Genomic DNA, 16,533 nt, shown 5'->3' on the forward strand with positions numbered 1-16,533 from the left:
TAAAAGTAACTGCAGAAAAAGTATCCAGGTTAAATATTAGGCAATATCACTCTACAATTGCAATAAATGAGGCGATTATTCATAAAGAATCAAGCCGGCATTTTCAGATTGCATCTTCAGCTAACATGGGGAAAAGCTAAAACACTATGCGACCTAACTCAGTAATTCAGCGGCCTTTGCTAATGCTTCTTTCTCTTGTGGCGAACTGGTCATCTGCATCACCGACAAAACCTGCTGTTCAAGCGACGTCCAAAGAGGCTCAATAACTGCCAACTCTTCTGCATTGGCATGCTCTTTAGCGAGTTTAAGTAACGAGGCTGATGCAACCACATCAATGCGACCAAGTACACCGTCGGCCAGAGCGATACTTAACTCTATCATGGCTGGCACACTGTGACCGTACTTTATCACTTCACGTAAATAGTCTTCCGCCTGAGTGTAATCCTCTACCAGACCAGTATCATCGTGCAGCATAGTCTGCGCTCTGGAAAACATGGCATCCACCTGCCCTTGTTCAGCAGCTTCGGCTAGCCAGTATTCACTTTTTATTGCATCTACGTCACAGCCTTCACCACGAGCCAGCATCAGCGCAAGATGAAATTGTGCGTGTGGAAAACCAGCTTTTGCAGCACGACTGATATATTTATAAGCGCACTGCAAATCTGATTTCTGGTAATAGAGTACCCCTAAGTTAGCCATCGCTTCAGACTGTTCTAACTTTGCGGCCTGGCTTAAATACTGCTCTGCAAGAGCGATATCAGCGGTAAAATGTTGACTGCCAACTAAGTAGAAATAACCGAGCAGCGCCATCGCATTGGCAACGCCCGCAGCGGCCGCTTTGGCAATTGCTTGCTCACCTGCAATAACATCAAACTCACCACTATAGCCATGAATTAATGCGACTCCATGTTCAAAAAGCGCATTACTATCGTGCTCAGCAGCCTGGGAAAACCAATAGCTCGCTTGTTTAAAAGAAGCGCTAGAACGCTCCTTTACGCTGTCTTCACTAGGTTCTTGCAACGCGAGCTCTTGCTCTCTTTGCATTAATGCCCGCGTTTTGAGTGACATTCCCACCAAATATTGTGATTCCGCATCTCGCTCCATCACTGCGCGGTAACACAAATCCCTACCCGCTAAGGCATCAAACTCTTCAAAGTAATATTTTGGACAGGTATTGCCAGTGACTTGCGTAAACAAAGTATCCACAAGCTGCAGTAAATTTTTAATCGCTCGCTGGCTAAGCTGCTGCAGTTGTTCAGGCGTTAAGTGATACTTTTCAGGGTGCGCACCACGGTTACCGTCTGTGCGTAATTTATGCAGTGCTCGAGTGGTTTTTACATCGATTAATCGACGTTGATTCAGTAGTTCTATTCGGTCGTAGAGGTTGGGGCTATCAAAATGAATTGAACGTTTCTCTGCCAGCAAACTAGTAAGCTTGTGGCTAAAACTTCTTACGTGCAGTAACGCCTGGGTAGGTACATCAGTAACAAAACTTTTGGCTTTACGGTAGTCTTGCCCCAGCTCTGCCGAAAACTGATTAACGAATTCGATATCGTTTAACAAGATACACTCCTACGCCGCTAATGGCACCACACAGTGATATATTGAAACTCTATCACGAGCATTTTACTCAATACCCGTGACAAAGCTGATAAGCAATAACCGTGATTACTGCTCTAAATTACCCTGCACATCAGAGTCATCACGTGAAACCATGTACAAACGGAACAGTGCAACGTTCACAAATAGACCAAAGAATGCCACAACGACTTCACCAACAAGTTGCAAAGGTACGCCGCCGAGCTGTGTTGCAAGTGCCAATACGCCACCAGCAAGCGAGATAGGGATATAGATTAACAATACCGTGATGGTTTTTAGCGTGATTGGTCCACTAAATGCGAAGCTACGTTTAATGGCTTCTAGTGGGGTCAATCGCTCAACGACCACCATGAAATTAACAAAGGCGAGCCTAGCAAATAGATAAATACTTAATACTAAACCAATAATGCCGAGCATTGGGTTAATTGCCAGCAACACTATAAATGGACCTACGACCGCTAAACCAGAAAGTACTCCAGCCAACAAAAGAGTGGGCACAAAATTAAGGCTGGTTTTTAAGATCATTGCGTTACTTGGGCTATGCCCTTGTGAGCGGATCTCTAAAAACAGTGTTAGCGCGGCGATAAGAAAAGAAAAAACCAACAGCAACACCATCATCGCGACCATATGACTGGTGCCAAACTGTGGGTTTTCAAGATCGGCAGCGTTAATTTCTAGGCTCAGCCATAGCTGTATACCCACCTGAATAAACAATACAGGAACCAGCAGCGTTGCTAATTGGCTAATATTATTACGAAAAAAATTAAAAGCTTGAGTCAAGATGGCTGATAATGACATAGGGTATTCCAAACATTGAAATTGAATAACACGAATTAGGGCTAAGGATACCCAAATTTGGTAATTAATGCACAGTTCAAATCACGTATTTACTATTTCTAAAAAGTAAAAAAACTGCAAACGGACTGTTAAAACCGTTAAACTAATAAAAACTGCAACAGATAAACCTTAAAGGATGACCCTCATGAAATTATTGACTGCAACTTTTCTCGCTATGCTTAGTCTTGTATCGACTCAGGCTACCGCTTACGGATTAGACTCGCTAACAGAAGTGACCAACGCTGTATCTAAGCCATCAGAATCAAGCGACTTAGTTGGCAATGTCATGTCACAATTAGGTTTAAGCCAAGATCAAGCAGAAGGTGGCTTAGGCAGCTTACTATCGTTAGCACAGTCTTCATTGGGCAGCAGTGACTTCAGCTCCATTTCAGATTCAATCCCTGGTATTGACGGCTTGCTAGGTGCTGTGCCTGAGCTAGACAACGAATCAGGTATGTCTGGTCTACTATCCAAAGCTGGCGGATTCGGTGAATCATTACAGGGCGGTGCAATGGTTTATGACGCCTTTGAAAAGCTAGGGATCTCAAAAGAACTTGCCGCGCCTATGGTTGATATAGTTAAAGGCTATCTCGATGCAAATGGTACTTCGGGTACTTCAGATCTATTGATGAAGGGACTTGGCGCCATTTTATAAGCTCCCCTTACCGTCTTGGTTTATGCTATCAATATAAACCAAGATGGAACTCTCTCTTTATTTGCTGCTCTAAGTTATAGTCACTGTCATTGCATTAATACAACGTTCATTGAAACCAATACAAATTTACCCATTAAAAATCAATAAACGAGACAATTTCAGCCATACTTACTGCTTGTCGACGCGACTCATAGCAAGCAACATAACAACGCTAGAATGCAATGGCGATAACCTAATGAGGATTTTATATGCTTGCCAAGCTAAAACAGTTTTTTGAATCCCCTAATCAGACATTATCCGCCGAGGAAAAAGCTCACCATCTCAACCTCGCAGCTGCAAGTTTACTGCTAGAAGTGGTTATGGCCGATGAGACTATGTCAGATGAAGAGGCGAAGATACTGCCCGAGCTGCTTACCACCACTTTAGGTTTGTCAGTTAATGATGTCGACGCATTAATAAAAGACGCGACCGTGTCCCAGAGCAATTCGACCTCTTTATTCGAATTTACCCAAGCGATTAATGACAATTTTGATATTGAACAAAAACAGCAGTTAATCTTAGCAATGTGGCGCCTAGCATACGCAGACGGTCATCTGTGCCAATATGAAGACCAGATGATCCGCCGTACTTCAGAATTACTTTACTTAAGGCATAGCGAGCTAATTCAAATGCGTAATCTTGCGATTGAGAAACAACAGCAATCTTAAGTTATTCAGCAAGTAACTGTTTACGATTTAAATGTGTTTTTTGTAGCCACAATATTGGAAATAGCACTAGCATTAACAGCATGGCATAAGCCATATTCCAACCCAATGCAAAGCCAATAACAGCACACAAAATACAGCTAAGTGCAACCAATGGCAGATAACGCTTGCTCAGCAGTTTTGCGGCGGCAAGCATCGCCGCCAGATAGATAATCACAAACACCCCATTGCTCCAAGCAATTAGGTCTTCTAATTGCTGGCCAGTAACATAGGTCAGAATTATCACCAATGCCATTGAAACCAATACCGCGATTGATGCACGAGCAGGAGAGTTGTGCTGATTGAGCTGGTTAAAATACTTGGGCAACACACCGTCACGGCTAAAGCTCCAGATAAGCCTAGAGACGCTGGCGGTATAAACATTCACGGTCGCCAAACCACTGACAATCCCCAAAATACCAATCACCTGTGCACCATAGCCCCCCAATAAGCTATCAAACGCTCCAACCATTGCCACCGGCGTTTCGCTTGGCACCACAAGTAACAGTAATGTACAAGCTAAATAGACAATACCCACCAGCACAGTGCCAATGAGCATCGCCGGGATCATATCTTGCTTAGGGTTACGAAAATCGCTCGCCAAATGCGTCATCGCCTCAATACCAAGAAAACTCCAAAACGCGATACCGACTGCCGCCATCACTAAACTGACGTTAGGGCTATGTTGATGAGTAAAGGATTCAAGCTCTGACAAGCTCATTCCCACACCACCAAACAATGCCACGACTACTGAAACAATCGCTAGCGTTAAAGCAAACTGCAGTTTGGCAGAGACTTGAATGCCTCTAAGGTTTAACAGCAATAATACACCAAGCAATAATAGTTCAGTCGCCACCTGCGCCCAACCCTCTATCGGCACTAGAGCATTCACAAATTGGAAGGTCATTAGGATTGCAGCAGGCGCTCCAATAGGTACCACCAGCAGAAACATTAACCCTATGGTGCGGCCCGCTGTGCGGCCAAAAGCCTTTTCGACAAAATACGCTGGACCTGCTGCATGGGGGAGCACGCTGGCTAAACGGCCAAACACTAAGGTTACTGGGATGATGGCTAACGTCAGCACCAACCAAGCAATTAATGCCCCCTGTCCCGCAGTTGCTATGGTCATTTGCGGTAAGATAAATACTCCGGTGCCCAACAAAGTGGTGGCCATCAAGCCGGCACCTTGCCAACGTCCTATTGTTGCTGATATTTGGTTCATCTCATATACTCACTGACTTCAATGGCACTATTATAATTCTACACTGAGCTGCAAACTGCGCTTAATCACAAACAAGATCACCGAATAGCCCGTCACTTTGTCGGTTGTTCACTCATTTACAGTCATAATGTTGGGTACGCTATGGATAAGTTTGATAACGCTATTGTAACGGCACTAAGAACTGACGCTCGTCGTAGCATTTCAGATATTGCTGCAGAGGTTAACCTATCTCGCTCCGCTGTCACAGAACGAATTAGAAAGATGGAAAAAAACGGTACCATTCGTGGTTACCAAGTCTTGCTCAGTGCCTCACAAACAGAAGGGGTTACTGCGTATTTTGAAATTCGCCATCAGTGCCCAAACTGTGCCGATATAGTCAAAGTATTTCGTACCATTCCAGAGATAATGACCTGCAGAGGCATCACTGGCGACATGGATCTTCTAGTTTATGTGAGCGCAGCATCAATGAAACGATTACATCAAATTCGTGAGTTTATCGACGCTCACCCCGATATCACTAAAATTAAAACCCATGTGGTAATGAGTGAATGGATTGATAATCAAGGCTAAAAACAAAAGCCAAACGAGTATTTAATCAAGTTGATATAAAACCAAAGCCGATCATATTCCTTTGCGCTAAAGCAAGTTAAACTAGCATTATCATTGGGATGGTAATTATCTATGCAAACTGAACATACAGCTGAACTGAATTTGTTATGGGGCACATTGATCTTAGAGGAGCTTGCTCGTCTAGGCGTTAAACATGTGTGTATGGCACCGGGCTCTCGCTCCACGCCACTAACCCTGGCCGCCGCCAAGCAGACAAACCTCTGTCAGCATCTGCATTTCGATGAGCGTGGACTCGGCTTTATGGCGCTTGGCTTGGCTAAAGCTAGCGCAGCTCCGGTGGCGATAATTACCACCTCAGGTACCGCAGTTGCCAACCTATACCCAGCAATTATTGAAGCTTGGTTAACCCAGGTCCCCCTTATTGTACTCTCAGGTGACCGTCCGCCAGAGCTGATTGACTGTGGCGCCAATCAAGCTATTACTCAGCCAGCAATATTTGCCCAATATGCTAAACCACTCAATCTACCGACGCCTGATCTCAACATCAGCCCGGCAGCGCTATTAAGCAGTATCGATGATGCAGTAAGTAATCAATCTCAACCAGTACATATAAACTGCATGTACCGCGAACCGCTCTACCCCGCTCAGCCACAAGCCGATTTTAGCCAATATTTAAAGCCTGTTGCCCAGTGGCAACAAGATCGGACGCCCTATATTCAATACGCTACACACACCGCATCGCAGCTGCCAACCGCTGATGCTCTGGCACGATTTGTCCATGGTAAAGGGGTGATTATCGCGGCGACGCTACCTCCTGAGCATAATCCAGAGCAGCTTATCGCACTGTCTATTAAACTCGGCTGGCCAATTTTGACCGACGCACAGTCGCAGCTTAGACAAAGCAGCGCAGCCATTGGCAATATTGATCAACTACTACTGCATCCAAAGTCTCAAGCGATATTAGCGCAAGCAGAAAAAGTACTGGTGTTTGGCGGTCGTATTTTGTCAAAACGGCTCATCAGCTATTTAAACGAAAAACCGTGGAAGGATTACTGGCAAATCTTGCCTCAGCAACAAAGGCTCGACCCTAGCCATAAGTCCAAGCAGCAGTGGATTGCAAAAGCAGATACCTTTAGCCAGTTACCATGGCCACGATCCTCAGAGGCGCAATGGGCACTCGCACTCACACAGCACAATGCTGCGCTTGAGACGCTGTTCCAGCAACAAATTGACCATGCAGACTTTGGTGAAGCGCAGGCCATTAGAGCGATAGCTCAGCGGCAAACAGCAGCCCAGCAGTTGTTTATTGGTAATAGTTTGCCAGTACGCTTATTTGATATGTATGCGCCTATCACGGCTGACTACGCCAATGTCTTTACCAATCGCGGCGCATCAGGTATTGACGGCCTACTAGCCACTGCATCAGGGGTTGCAATTGCAGACAAAAAGCCAACGACATTGATTATTGGCGATATCTCGCAGCTACATGATCTCAACTCACTGGCGATTGCCCGCACGGTCACTAGCCCGTTTGTGATTGTTATCCTCAATAATGATGGCGGCAATATCTTTAACCTGCTGCCAGTCCCTAACGAACAGCTAAGAACCGACTACTATCGCTTATCTCATGGTCTAGAATTCGGGTTTGGCGCCGCCATGTTCGGCTTAGCCTATAACCAGGTAGACAACCTCGAAGACTTTATTGAATCTTATGAATACGCCATGACCTATGCAGGTCCATCGGTCATTGAGGTCAGCGTGGCGCAGCATCAAGCGAGCGATCAAATTGCTGCCATTGCCACTTGGGTAAAACAGAGTTAATGCTAAGTTATCGCTGCCAAGGTCAACCTAACAACCCTGCTATAGTGTTACTGCATGGTTTCTTAGGCGATAAACAAGATTGGTTAGCTGTCACCGAAGTACTCGCTGAGCAATATTACTGTATTAGTATTGATCTGCCCGGCCATGGCGACAGTCTCAATCAGCCGCTGTCGACGCCAGGGTTTGAGACTTGTTGTGAGCTCATTGAGCAAACCGTCGCAACACTAGGGGTCAAACAGTATCATCTGATCGGTTACTCGCTCGGCGGCCGCATTGCACTGCATCTGGCTCGCCGCTATCCGAGTTATGTACTAAGCCTTATCCTAGAGTCTTGTCACCCGGGGTTGCAGTCTGAACAAGATAAAGCACAACGAGAGATCAATGATGCGCAATGGGCAGATAAGCTCGCCCAACTTGATATCACAACGTTTTTGACCCAATGGTACCAACAAGCTGTATTTGCTGATCTGAGTAGCAAGGAGCGTCAATTGATGATCCTGCGCCGCAGCGGCAACCAAGGCGTAAACCTAAGCAACTGCTATCAAGCCACCTCACTGGCACAACAAGCTGACTTGTGGGATACCCCTGCAGTTATCAGCGCGCCATGTTTCTTTATTGCAGGCGCTGATGACAAAAAATTTCTGTCACTGGCCACGCGCTGGCAGCAACAATACCCACTCAAGCTTTATCCTGTGAATGCCAGTGGCCATAATGTTCATAGCGCTGCGCCTGACACCTTTAGTCAGCTAGTTTTGCGGCTACTGAAACCCCTTGCCGTTAACCCAACATTACCTAATAGGCCTCTAAATGATTCTGAGTAAACTTAGCCTTTATCAATTCAGTATTGAACTCGATCGATTACTGCCAGTGGGTAAACAACGGATAGATAATCGTAGCGGCTTAGTGCTTGTAGTGACAGCCACGACAGACTCTAACGAACGCACTGAATATGTTGAAATATCGCCCCTTTCAGGTCACGATGTCGATGGCAATCCAATCACAGGTTTTAGTCAGCACTCACTAGCTGAAACGATTACAGAATTAACCAATGACCTACCTGCATTGCTGCAACAACCCGTTGATAAGCTACTGACACTTGCAGATAATAGCCAGCAGCCCGCTATCGCCTTTGGCTTAAGCTTGATGCACGCCAAACTGATGGACTCACTCGACGGCCATAGCATAGAGAGTCGCACAATACCGCTTATCTATCGCAACCAAGATGAACCTCTGAGCGCTGTAGCCCAGCGGGTGGCCGCACTTACCAGCAATGTCCATGCAGTAAAAGTTAAAGTGGCGCAGACATCGCTAGAAGATGAAATCCAACTTATTCATCAGATCTTAGCGATTCGGCCTGATCTAAAACTTAGGCTAGATGCCAATCGCGGCTTTGAGTTACAACAAGCAATCGAATTTATCGCCTGTATCCCGTTACATGCCATTGAGTATATCGAAGAGCCCTGTAGGCAACCGAGTGATAATCAGAGTTTTTATAAGGCCATAGAGGCACCTTGGGCTCTCGATGAGTCACTCAACGACCCAGACTACCAATTTGAGATGCAAGCAGGGCTTTGTGCCATCATCATCAAACCTATGCTACTAGGTAGCTTAGAGAAGCTACAAGCATTGCAGCATGTTGCTAATGAACACGGGGTACGAACCATTCTAAGTTCAAGTTTAGAATCCAGCTTAGGCATTCATGCTCTGAGTCGGCTGGCTAACATAGCTACACCGGATGAAATCCCGGGTATAGACACCTTAGCCGCCTTTAGCCAAGACCTGTTGCAAAGCTCAGGGAAAACTCAATGTCTGCAGCTGAGCGAACTATCGCTGTTAGTAGAGCTTTAGTCCAAGATGTCACAGCATGACGCAGGTAAAACCACTCTATCGCCGCTCCATCAGCGCGCGGCCATAGCGCCTAACACCGCTGCTTACCGTATCGGAGAGCTAACTTTCAGCTATCAAATGCTCAGTCAACAAGTGCTGGCTATCGGCCAACAGTTGATACAAGCCGGCGTACAACGAGGCGATAGAATTGCCTGCATCGGCCATAATCAACCAGAATTACTCACGCTATATTGGGCCTGTGTTGATCACGGTATGTTGTTTTGTCCTATCTCACCGCGATTCGCGCCCAAGCAGCTAATAGAGCTGATCCACACTCATCAATATGGTTACTGCTGGTTAGCCGACAGTTCAAGTAGCTGCCCCACCCCAGCGCTGCGTGCGGCACTTAGTAACGATATTACTCAGCAATTAAATCTCGATTTTACTCAGCACAGCACAGCGTCAGCACTAAACATTGACCCAAACCAAGGCGTCAACGCCATTCTCACCTCCGGCAGTACTGGTTTACCTAAAGCGGCCGTACATAGTTTGGCGAATCATATCGCCAGCGCCAGTGGCTCAAAATCGCTTATCGATATCACAGCAAAAGATTGCTGGTTACTGTCGTTACCACTGTTTCATATTGGTGGACTCGCGATTGCTAACCGCTGCGCTCTGGCCGGTGCCTGTGTGGTATTTGAAGACAAAAAAATTAGCCTAGCAATGCAATTAAGCCGCGACAAAGTCAGTCATCTATCACTGGTCAGCGCCCAACTGCAACAGCTGCTTACTAGCGATAACTGCGATCTTAGCCAAGTAAAAGCTATGCTACTGGGTGGCGGCGTGATCTCAGCCGATCTATTGCAGCAGCTCGACACGCTTAACATAGCTGCCTTTACGAGCTATGGCATGACAGAGATGAGCTCGCAGATCACCACAGGTAAAGCACGCGCCGATGGCTCTAGCGGTACAGTGTTACCCAAGCGAGAACTCAAAATCGTTGATGGTGAAATATGGGTAAAGGGTGAATGTCTGTTTCTTGGTTATCTGACAAAAGGCTCTTGTATAACAGGCTCTGCCGCACAAAACCGTCAAGCCAAAGAACACTATACTCTGCCGCTAGATGCCAACGGCTGGTTCTATACTAAAGATTTAGGTCACTGGGATGAAAATGCCAACCTATGCATTGATGGCCGAGCCGACAACATGTTTATCAGTGGCGGTGAGAATATTCAGCCCGAAGAGATAGAGGCAGCGCTAAAGCTACACCCACAGATAGATGACGCCATCGTCTTTGCTATCGCAGATGACAAGTTTGGCAGCCTACCAGCCGCGACTATAAAAATCGCCAACAATTCAGTTAGTCAGCCATCAGAACCTGAGTTAACCGAATTTCTTGCCGACAAAGTTGCCCGCTTTAAAAGACCAAGGCAATATTACCCATGGCCTGATATCCCCACAGTCGGAATTAAAGTTGTGCGTAAACAAATTATTGCAGCGGTTAAATTAGGAAATTAGTGTTGTTTATACCTGAACTGTAGGCTAGAAATAGGTTACTAGCCCACTGACTTGAAATGATTATCCGTTAGTTATTTAAAAAGCCAACTTTTGGGATTATTAATTGGCTCATTAGCATCAAGAGCCTGAATTCCTTTAATTGAGCGTATTATTAACCAAACTACCCAAAATAATAGAATAAACCAACCGATTAGAACTAATGATAGCAGTCCGCCAACAAACATAAATAGCGCTCCAATCCAAAATGTTCTAATTTGGTACTGATAGTGAGATTGTAGCCATTCTGGAGCGGTACTCTTATTAATGTAAGCCATGATTACGCCTACAATACCTGTTACACCGAACACTAACCCAACCATATATAGAATATAAACTATCTTAACGTTCCCTTTACTTGCTTCATTATTATCTACAGCAACTTCACTCATCTAACTATCCCTTTTCATGATGGCTTCTAAATTATGAATATAACCAGAAAGGTATGACTTACCTTCCTAAATGACGCAATACTATCAACGCCTCTTATCTATCGAGAGCTAACTTATCATTGCTAACAAGTTAGTGTAAACAAATTGTGAATGGATATGGTAATTACGAACAATTTATAGTCGCATCAGTTTTTTATCTCTAATCTCAATCGAAATACCTTATCGAAATAAATCATTCTATTTGGGAGTTACTTCCTATTCCATTCAACCAGCAGCCATTAAGACCAATGGAATAAGCATTGACTAAAGTAGCTATATTTACTTCGTTAGAATATAAGTTAATCCATTTTTATGCATCTTTTAGCCAGCCTTGGCCTACCGCATAATCAAGTTTTTCAATAAACCACATGTGTATTTCAGGGTAGTCACTTTCAATGAATTGATGCATTTTCAAGACTTGAACTTTATGGATGCCATTGTCTCGCCACGCCTGACCTTGGCTAGTCATGTTATGCAAAAATGGCAATAGTCGGTCTATAACTTTAAGTAGCTTAGCCTCTCTAGATTGGCCCGCTTCCTGCTCCTCCCATACATCGACAAGCGATCTAATTGGGTTGCCTACATGCGATGCTAAACTGTTGATACAATTGCGTTCATCAATATGGGCTGTAGCTCTGTTTTTACTATAGAGGAAGGTATCCCCCGCATCAATTTCACCGAGATCATGTACCAATGCTAACTTGAGTAGCTTGAGCAGATCGAAGTCATCTTGCAGTAACTCAGCAAAAGCCCAGCAAGCCATCGCCAAATACCAAGAATGCTCAGCAGAATTCTCTACCCGTTCTCCACCGTTAATATACGTCCGCCTATCTACTGCTTTTAAGCGATCTAACTGAAGTAGAAAGTCTGATATCGGTGAGATCCGTTCTGCCATATTGTTACTTCCTCTTAATTTATGTTTAGCCCTATTTGTCTTCCAGAAAATACCTTAGCTTTAAAGATTTCACATTAACTCACAGAATCAAATCTTCCCCCGTTCGAAATTTTGCTGTTTAAATTTCGCCGGGGCGCTGAGGGATTACCTTTTATGAAATCAACAGCGGGCGCAAGCGCTTTGCCCCTTGGCTCTACTCTGTATTACAAGAATGGGCGAAGCACCACGACCTTGTATCAAACGAAGTTTGATTGATAAGAAACAACCTGCATGCCTGGGTAAACTCCAGACATAAAAAAACCTGCTAGTAAGCAGGTTTTCTTTAAAGCACTAACAAAAAGCCTTAGCCTTCCATTCGTCCTTTTAGTTTATTCATCGCATTCTTTTCAAGTTGGCGAATACGTTCTGCCGAGACTTGATAGGTTGCCGCTAGCTCTTGTAGCGTGGTTTTATCTTCATTTAACCAACGAGCTTGGAGAATGTGCTGACTACGCTCATCAAGAGTCTTGATAGCTGACAGCAGACGCGTTTGGTTATTCTGTTCCCAGTTGTCATTTTCAACTTGAGACGCTAAGTCTGATGAATGATCTTCAAGGTAATGCATAGGCGCATAATCTTGCTCGTCATCATTATCACTGGCCAGATCAAATGCTGGATCTTGAGCCGCCATACGTGATTCCATTTCGGTCACGTCGGCTTTAGACACACCTAGGCTTTCTGCAACCATGCCCACTTCATTATCACTAAACCAGCCAAGACGCTTCTTAGTTTTACGAAGGTTAAAGAACAACTTGCGCTGTGCTTTTGTGGTTGCAACTTTCACTATGCGCCAGTTTTTAAGCACATACTCATGAATTTCAGCTTTGATCCAATGCACGGCAAATGACACCAAGCGCACACCCACATCAGGGTCAAAACGCTTAACGGCTTTCATCAAGCCAATGTTACCTTCTTGGATCAAATCGGCTTGCGGTAGACCGTATCCAGAGTAGCCTTTAGCAACATGCACTACGAAACGCAGGTGCGACATAATCAGCTCTTTCGCAGCACTTAGGTCACCAGTTTCCTGTAGACGCTTCGCTAGCTCATGCTCTTTCTCCGCATCCAGCATAGAGATGCTGTGCGCTGAGTGAATATAAGACTCGAGGCTGCCACTACTTTGAGGAACCATTAGTGCCATTGTTTGCGTTTGATCAGTCATTCACGCTCCTACTTATTACCAATACTACGGTCTAGCTAAACCTAAAAATCCACCTCGATATAAGATGGATTGTGAACTATCGACTAATTGACAAAATATGTCAACCATCGGCGTTATCTAATATGTACGATTAAATTCTTACACCTAGATAAAGACAACGCAAATGAAGGATAGTTCATGTTTAATACAAGTGCATGACAACCGTTAAGAAGGCTCTATCGCTCGCAGATGTTGCCTTACAGAAAGGTAAGAGCCAAGCCAACCTAGAAAGGATGCCAATAGCACTAACTGGCCTAATTCAGTAAGCGTCAATGACTCCATATGTAACTGACTACCATACAAACCGAGTAACTCAGCCAATGCAAAATCGAGATACCACACTAATAAATTTATGATCACCCATGCTAATACGCCACCAATAATACCGAACCAAATTCCGGTATAGAGGAATGGACGCTGAATAAAGGCTTCTGTCGCCCCAACCAGTTTCATCACCTCAATTTCGGTGCGGCGATTCATAATCGCCAGACGAATGGTATTACCAATCACTAATACCACAGCTAAAACCAGCAGGGCGGCAATAGCCAATACAGTACGCTCAAGCAGTTTGACCACAGCCTGCAGCCGTTCAAGCCATTCAATGTCTAAACGGCCAAAGCTAACTTCAGCTTCTTGTTCTAGCTTTGTCAGTAATTCCCTTGCCCCTTCAGGGCTAGAATACTTAAGGCTAGGTGTCACCATCACCACTGCGGGTAGTGGGTTGGCGTCTAAATAGGATAATGCTTCACCAAAGCCCGAAAGTCGTTGAAACTCCTCTAAAGCTTGATCACGATTGATGTAATTTACCTCGGCCACTTCAGGGTAAACTTTTAAGCGAGTGATTAAGCTTTGAATACTCTTCTCACTGCGGCCTTCATCAACAAACAGTGAGATCTCTGCCGCACTGTTCCATGACTGGGTAATGTTTTCAGCATTCTTAACCAGCACTTGCAGCGCTGCAGGCAAGCTAAGGCTTACGCCAAGCACCGCCATAGTCATTACTGATGAGATAGGGTTGCGCCACAGTTCGCCAAGACTTGCCATGGCATGTTGAATGTGGCGAATAAAGAACATCACTATCTGGCCTGAAATAGGGAGTTTGCTGCGGGTTAACTGAGGTTGCTTAGTCATCATAGTCCTCAGTAAGCCGCTAGGCCACTAGATTGATCTAACTCTTGCGCGCCAAGCACTCGTCCCTGCTTAAGCGTTAAAGTCCGGTATTTCATCCGAGCAATAAGTCCTAAATCATGGGTCGCAATTAATACAGTCGTGCCGGAGTCATTAAAGGTTTCAAATAAACGTAAGATATCCATCGACAATTTTGGATCTAGGTTACCCGTCGGCTCATCAGCTAACAGTAATGGTGGTTTATTCACAATCGCACGGGCAATACCAACACGCTGCTGCTCACCACCAGATAACATAATGGGCTTATGCCGTTCTTTGCCAAAAAGACCAACCATATCCAGTGCACCAGCAACTCGCTTGCGGATCTCGCCGTGAGAAAAACCTTCAATAATTAACGGCAAAGCGACATTATCAAAGACCGTCTTTTCCATTAGCAGGTGATGATTCTGAAAGATCATGCCGATATCGCGGCGCAGATAGGGAACTTGAGCACGACGGATTTTGGCAATGTCGTGACCATTAATAGCCACTTTACCGCCATTGGCGCGCTCTATCACAGTGATCAATTTGAGCAAGGTACTCTTGCCAGCACCTGAGTGACCAGTAAGAAACGCCATTTCACCACGTTTTAAATGAAAGCTCACATCCGAAAGGGCCTTTTGCCCTCCTGGATATACTTTGCTGACTTGCTCAAATCGAATCATTAGTTTTATTTCTTAGTCGTCGATATCACTCTATAAGTTAACGTTATTTTGTGTCGCTGTCGTCTTTTGATTGACTAAATAACGCTTCAATAAAGTCTTTAGCATCAAATGTACGAAGATCGTCAATCTGCTCACCCACACCAATATGGCGAATTGGGATACCGAACTTGTCTGCGATAGCAAAAATAACCCCGCCTTTAGCTGTCCCGTCTAACTTGCTAATGGTAATGCCGGTTACACCCACTGCTTCTTGGAAAAGCTGCGCTTGGCTAATAGCATTCTGACCAGTACTTGCGTCTAGCGTTAGCATCACCTCATGCGGCGCTGATTCATCTTGCTTTTTCATCACTCGAACGACTTTCTTTAGCTCGTCCATCAAATGTGCTTTGTTTTGTAGACGTCCGGCGGTATCAGCAATCAGTACATCGGCTTTACGTGCTCTTGCGGCCTGTAAAGCATCAAACAACACTGAAGCACTATCGGCGCCAGTATGCTGGGCAATCACAGGGATATCGTTACGCTGTCCCCATACTTGCAACTGTTCAACAGCTGCAGCTCGGAAGGTATCGCCGGCAGCAAGCATCACTGACTTGCCCTGTGCTTGATACTGCTTAGCAAGTTTACCTATGGTAGTAGTTTTACCCACACCGTTGACGCCCACCATTAAAATAACAAATGGGCCGTCAGCATTTTCAGGAATTAGTGGCACAGAGACAGGATCGAGTGTCTTTTGCATCTCATCGCGCATCAAATCATATAACGCTTCGCCATCTTTAAGTTGTTTACGGCTTGCTTGCTCAGTTAGGTTTTTAATTAAGCGAGTGGTGGTTTCAACCCCAACGTCAGCAATCAACAGCTGCTCTTCTAACTCTTCAAAAAGATCATCATCAATCTTCTTGCCACTGAATATTCCAGCAAAACCACTACCAATGCTTTCACTGGTGCGCTTTAAACCACGTTTCAGTCGAGCAAATAAGCCCTCTTTAACAGGTTTTGCTTGTGGCTCTGGCTGCTGCTCTTCGGCGTCTTGCTCAGCCTGCTCACTAGCTGCTCTCTCTGCCTCCAACTGTTCTGCAGCAACGCGTTCAGCTTCTGCCTGCTCCACAGCAATGCGTTCAACCTCTGCTTGCTCTGCGGCAATACGTTCAGCCTCTGCTTGCGCGGCTTGCTCTGCAGCAATTCTGGCAGCTTCAGCTTGCTCCGCGGCAATGCGCTCAGCCTCTACTTGCGCGGCTTGCTCTGCAGCAACTCTGGCAGCTTCAGCTTGCTCAGCTGCAACACGTTCAACCTCTACTTTCGCAGCCTGT

The 16,533-nt window shown here is 45.2% G+C and carries 16 protein-coding genes; 7 read left to right on the plus strand and 9 right to left on the minus strand.

Annotated elements, in window-relative coordinates; translation table 11 throughout:
* Positions 1-153: 153 nt before the first annotated feature.
* On the minus strand, positions 154-1,563 hold the full coding sequence (locus AB4135_RS17165; RefSeq protein ID WP_371994685.1) for a DUF4145 domain-containing protein: 1,410 nt from the start codon (positions 1,561-1,563) through the stop codon (positions 154-156).
* Positions 1,564-1,668: 105 nt separating this feature from the next.
* On the minus strand, positions 1,669-2,397 hold the full coding sequence (locus tag AB4135_RS17170) for a hypothetical protein (protein WP_371994686.1): 729 nt from the start codon (positions 2,395-2,397) through the stop codon (positions 1,669-1,671).
* Between the two features lie 184 nt (positions 2,398-2,581).
* Between AB4135_RS17170 and AB4135_RS17175 the strand changes: the two genes are divergently transcribed.
* Both AB4135_RS17175 and AB4135_RS17180 read left to right on the plus strand, forming a co-directional pair.
* Positions 2,582-3,091, plus strand: coding sequence for a DUF2780 domain-containing protein (locus AB4135_RS17175; RefSeq protein ID WP_371994687.1), 510 nt, complete (start codon positions 2,582-2,584; stop codon positions 3,089-3,091).
* A gap of 248 nt (positions 3,092-3,339) precedes the next feature.
* On the plus strand, positions 3,340-3,798 hold the full coding sequence (locus AB4135_RS17180) for a TerB family tellurite resistance protein (RefSeq protein ID WP_371994688.1): 459 nt from the start codon (positions 3,340-3,342) through the stop codon (positions 3,796-3,798).
* A 1-nt stretch (position 3,799) separates the two neighbouring features.
* On the opposite strand, the gene yjeH is transcribed toward AB4135_RS17180, so the two are convergent.
* Positions 3,800-5,056 carry an L-methionine/branched-chain amino acid transporter gene (gene yjeH, locus AB4135_RS17185; protein WP_371994689.1) on the minus strand — a complete coding sequence of 419 codons (1,257 nt, stop codon included), beginning with the start codon at positions 5,054-5,056 and terminating at the stop codon, positions 3,800-3,802.
* A 141-nt stretch (positions 5,057-5,197) separates the two neighbouring features.
* Between yjeH and AB4135_RS17190 the strand changes: the two genes are divergently transcribed.
* The 5 genes from AB4135_RS17190 (at position 5,198) to menE (ending at position 10,792) form a co-directional block, all read left to right on the plus strand.
* Positions 5,198-5,626 carry an Lrp/AsnC family transcriptional regulator gene (locus AB4135_RS17190; protein ID WP_371994690.1) on the plus strand — a complete coding sequence of 143 codons (429 nt, stop codon included), beginning with the start codon at positions 5,198-5,200 and terminating at the stop codon, positions 5,624-5,626.
* 111 nt (positions 5,627-5,737) lie between these two features.
* Complete coding sequence (menD, locus tag AB4135_RS17195; RefSeq protein WP_371994691.1) at positions 5,738-7,447, plus strand: 2-succinyl-5-enolpyruvyl-6-hydroxy-3-cyclohexene-1-carboxylic-acid synthase; 1,710 nt, start codon at positions 5,738-5,740, stop codon at positions 7,445-7,447.
* A complete protein-coding gene (menH, locus tag AB4135_RS17200; protein ID WP_371994692.1) occupies positions 7,447-8,268 on the plus strand; it encodes a 2-succinyl-6-hydroxy-2,4-cyclohexadiene-1-carboxylate synthase in 822 nt (273 codons plus the stop codon). Before menD ends, menH begins: the two co-directional genes overlap by 1 nt.
* The gene (gene menC, locus AB4135_RS17205; protein ID WP_371994693.1) at positions 8,255-9,295 is read left to right on the plus strand and encodes an o-succinylbenzoate synthase; all 1,041 of its coding nucleotides are present in this window, start codon (positions 8,255-8,257) and stop codon (positions 9,293-9,295) included. Before menH ends, menC begins: the two co-directional genes overlap by 14 nt.
* A gap of 6 nt (positions 9,296-9,301) precedes the next feature.
* On the plus strand, positions 9,302-10,792 hold the full coding sequence (menE, locus tag AB4135_RS17210) for an o-succinylbenzoate--CoA ligase (protein ID WP_371994694.1): 1,491 nt from the start codon (positions 9,302-9,304) through the stop codon (positions 10,790-10,792).
* Between the two features lie 71 nt (positions 10,793-10,863).
* On the opposite strand, the gene AB4135_RS17215 is transcribed toward menE, so the two are convergent.
* From AB4135_RS17215 to ftsY, 6 genes are all read right to left on the minus strand, one after another.
* Entirely contained in the window at positions 10,864-11,220 is a 357-nt protein-coding gene (locus tag AB4135_RS17215) for a DUF4870 family protein (RefSeq protein ID WP_371994695.1), read from the minus strand.
* A 349-nt stretch (positions 11,221-11,569) separates the two neighbouring features.
* Positions 11,570-12,154 (minus strand): HD family hydrolase, encoded by a 585-nt coding sequence (locus tag AB4135_RS17220; protein WP_371994696.1) that lies wholly within the window; start codon positions 12,152-12,154, stop codon positions 11,570-11,572.
* A gap of 343 nt (positions 12,155-12,497) precedes the next feature.
* Positions 12,498-13,355 (minus strand): RNA polymerase sigma factor RpoH, encoded by an 858-nt coding sequence (rpoH, locus tag AB4135_RS17225; protein WP_371994697.1) that lies wholly within the window; start codon positions 13,353-13,355, stop codon positions 12,498-12,500.
* Between the two features lie 204 nt (positions 13,356-13,559).
* Positions 13,560-14,525: a permease-like cell division protein FtsX gene (ftsX, locus tag AB4135_RS17230; RefSeq protein WP_371994698.1), complete on the minus strand. Its 966-nt coding sequence runs from the start codon at positions 14,523-14,525 to the stop codon at positions 13,560-13,562.
* Between the two features lie 8 nt (positions 14,526-14,533).
* Positions 14,534-15,226 (minus strand): cell division ATP-binding protein FtsE, encoded by a 693-nt coding sequence (gene ftsE, locus AB4135_RS17235; protein ID WP_371994699.1) that lies wholly within the window; start codon positions 15,224-15,226, stop codon positions 14,534-14,536.
* 43 nt (positions 15,227-15,269) lie between these two features.
* A partial coding sequence (gene ftsY / locus AB4135_RS17240; RefSeq protein ID WP_371994700.1) for a signal recognition particle-docking protein FtsY occupies positions 15,270-16,533 on the minus strand: 1,264 nt, incomplete at its 5' end.

Origin of the sequence: Shewanella sp. 10N.286.54.B9 (assembly GCF_041468565.1) — a bacterium.
Classification (GTDB): Bacteria; Pseudomonadota; Gammaproteobacteria; order Enterobacterales; family Shewanellaceae; genus Shewanella.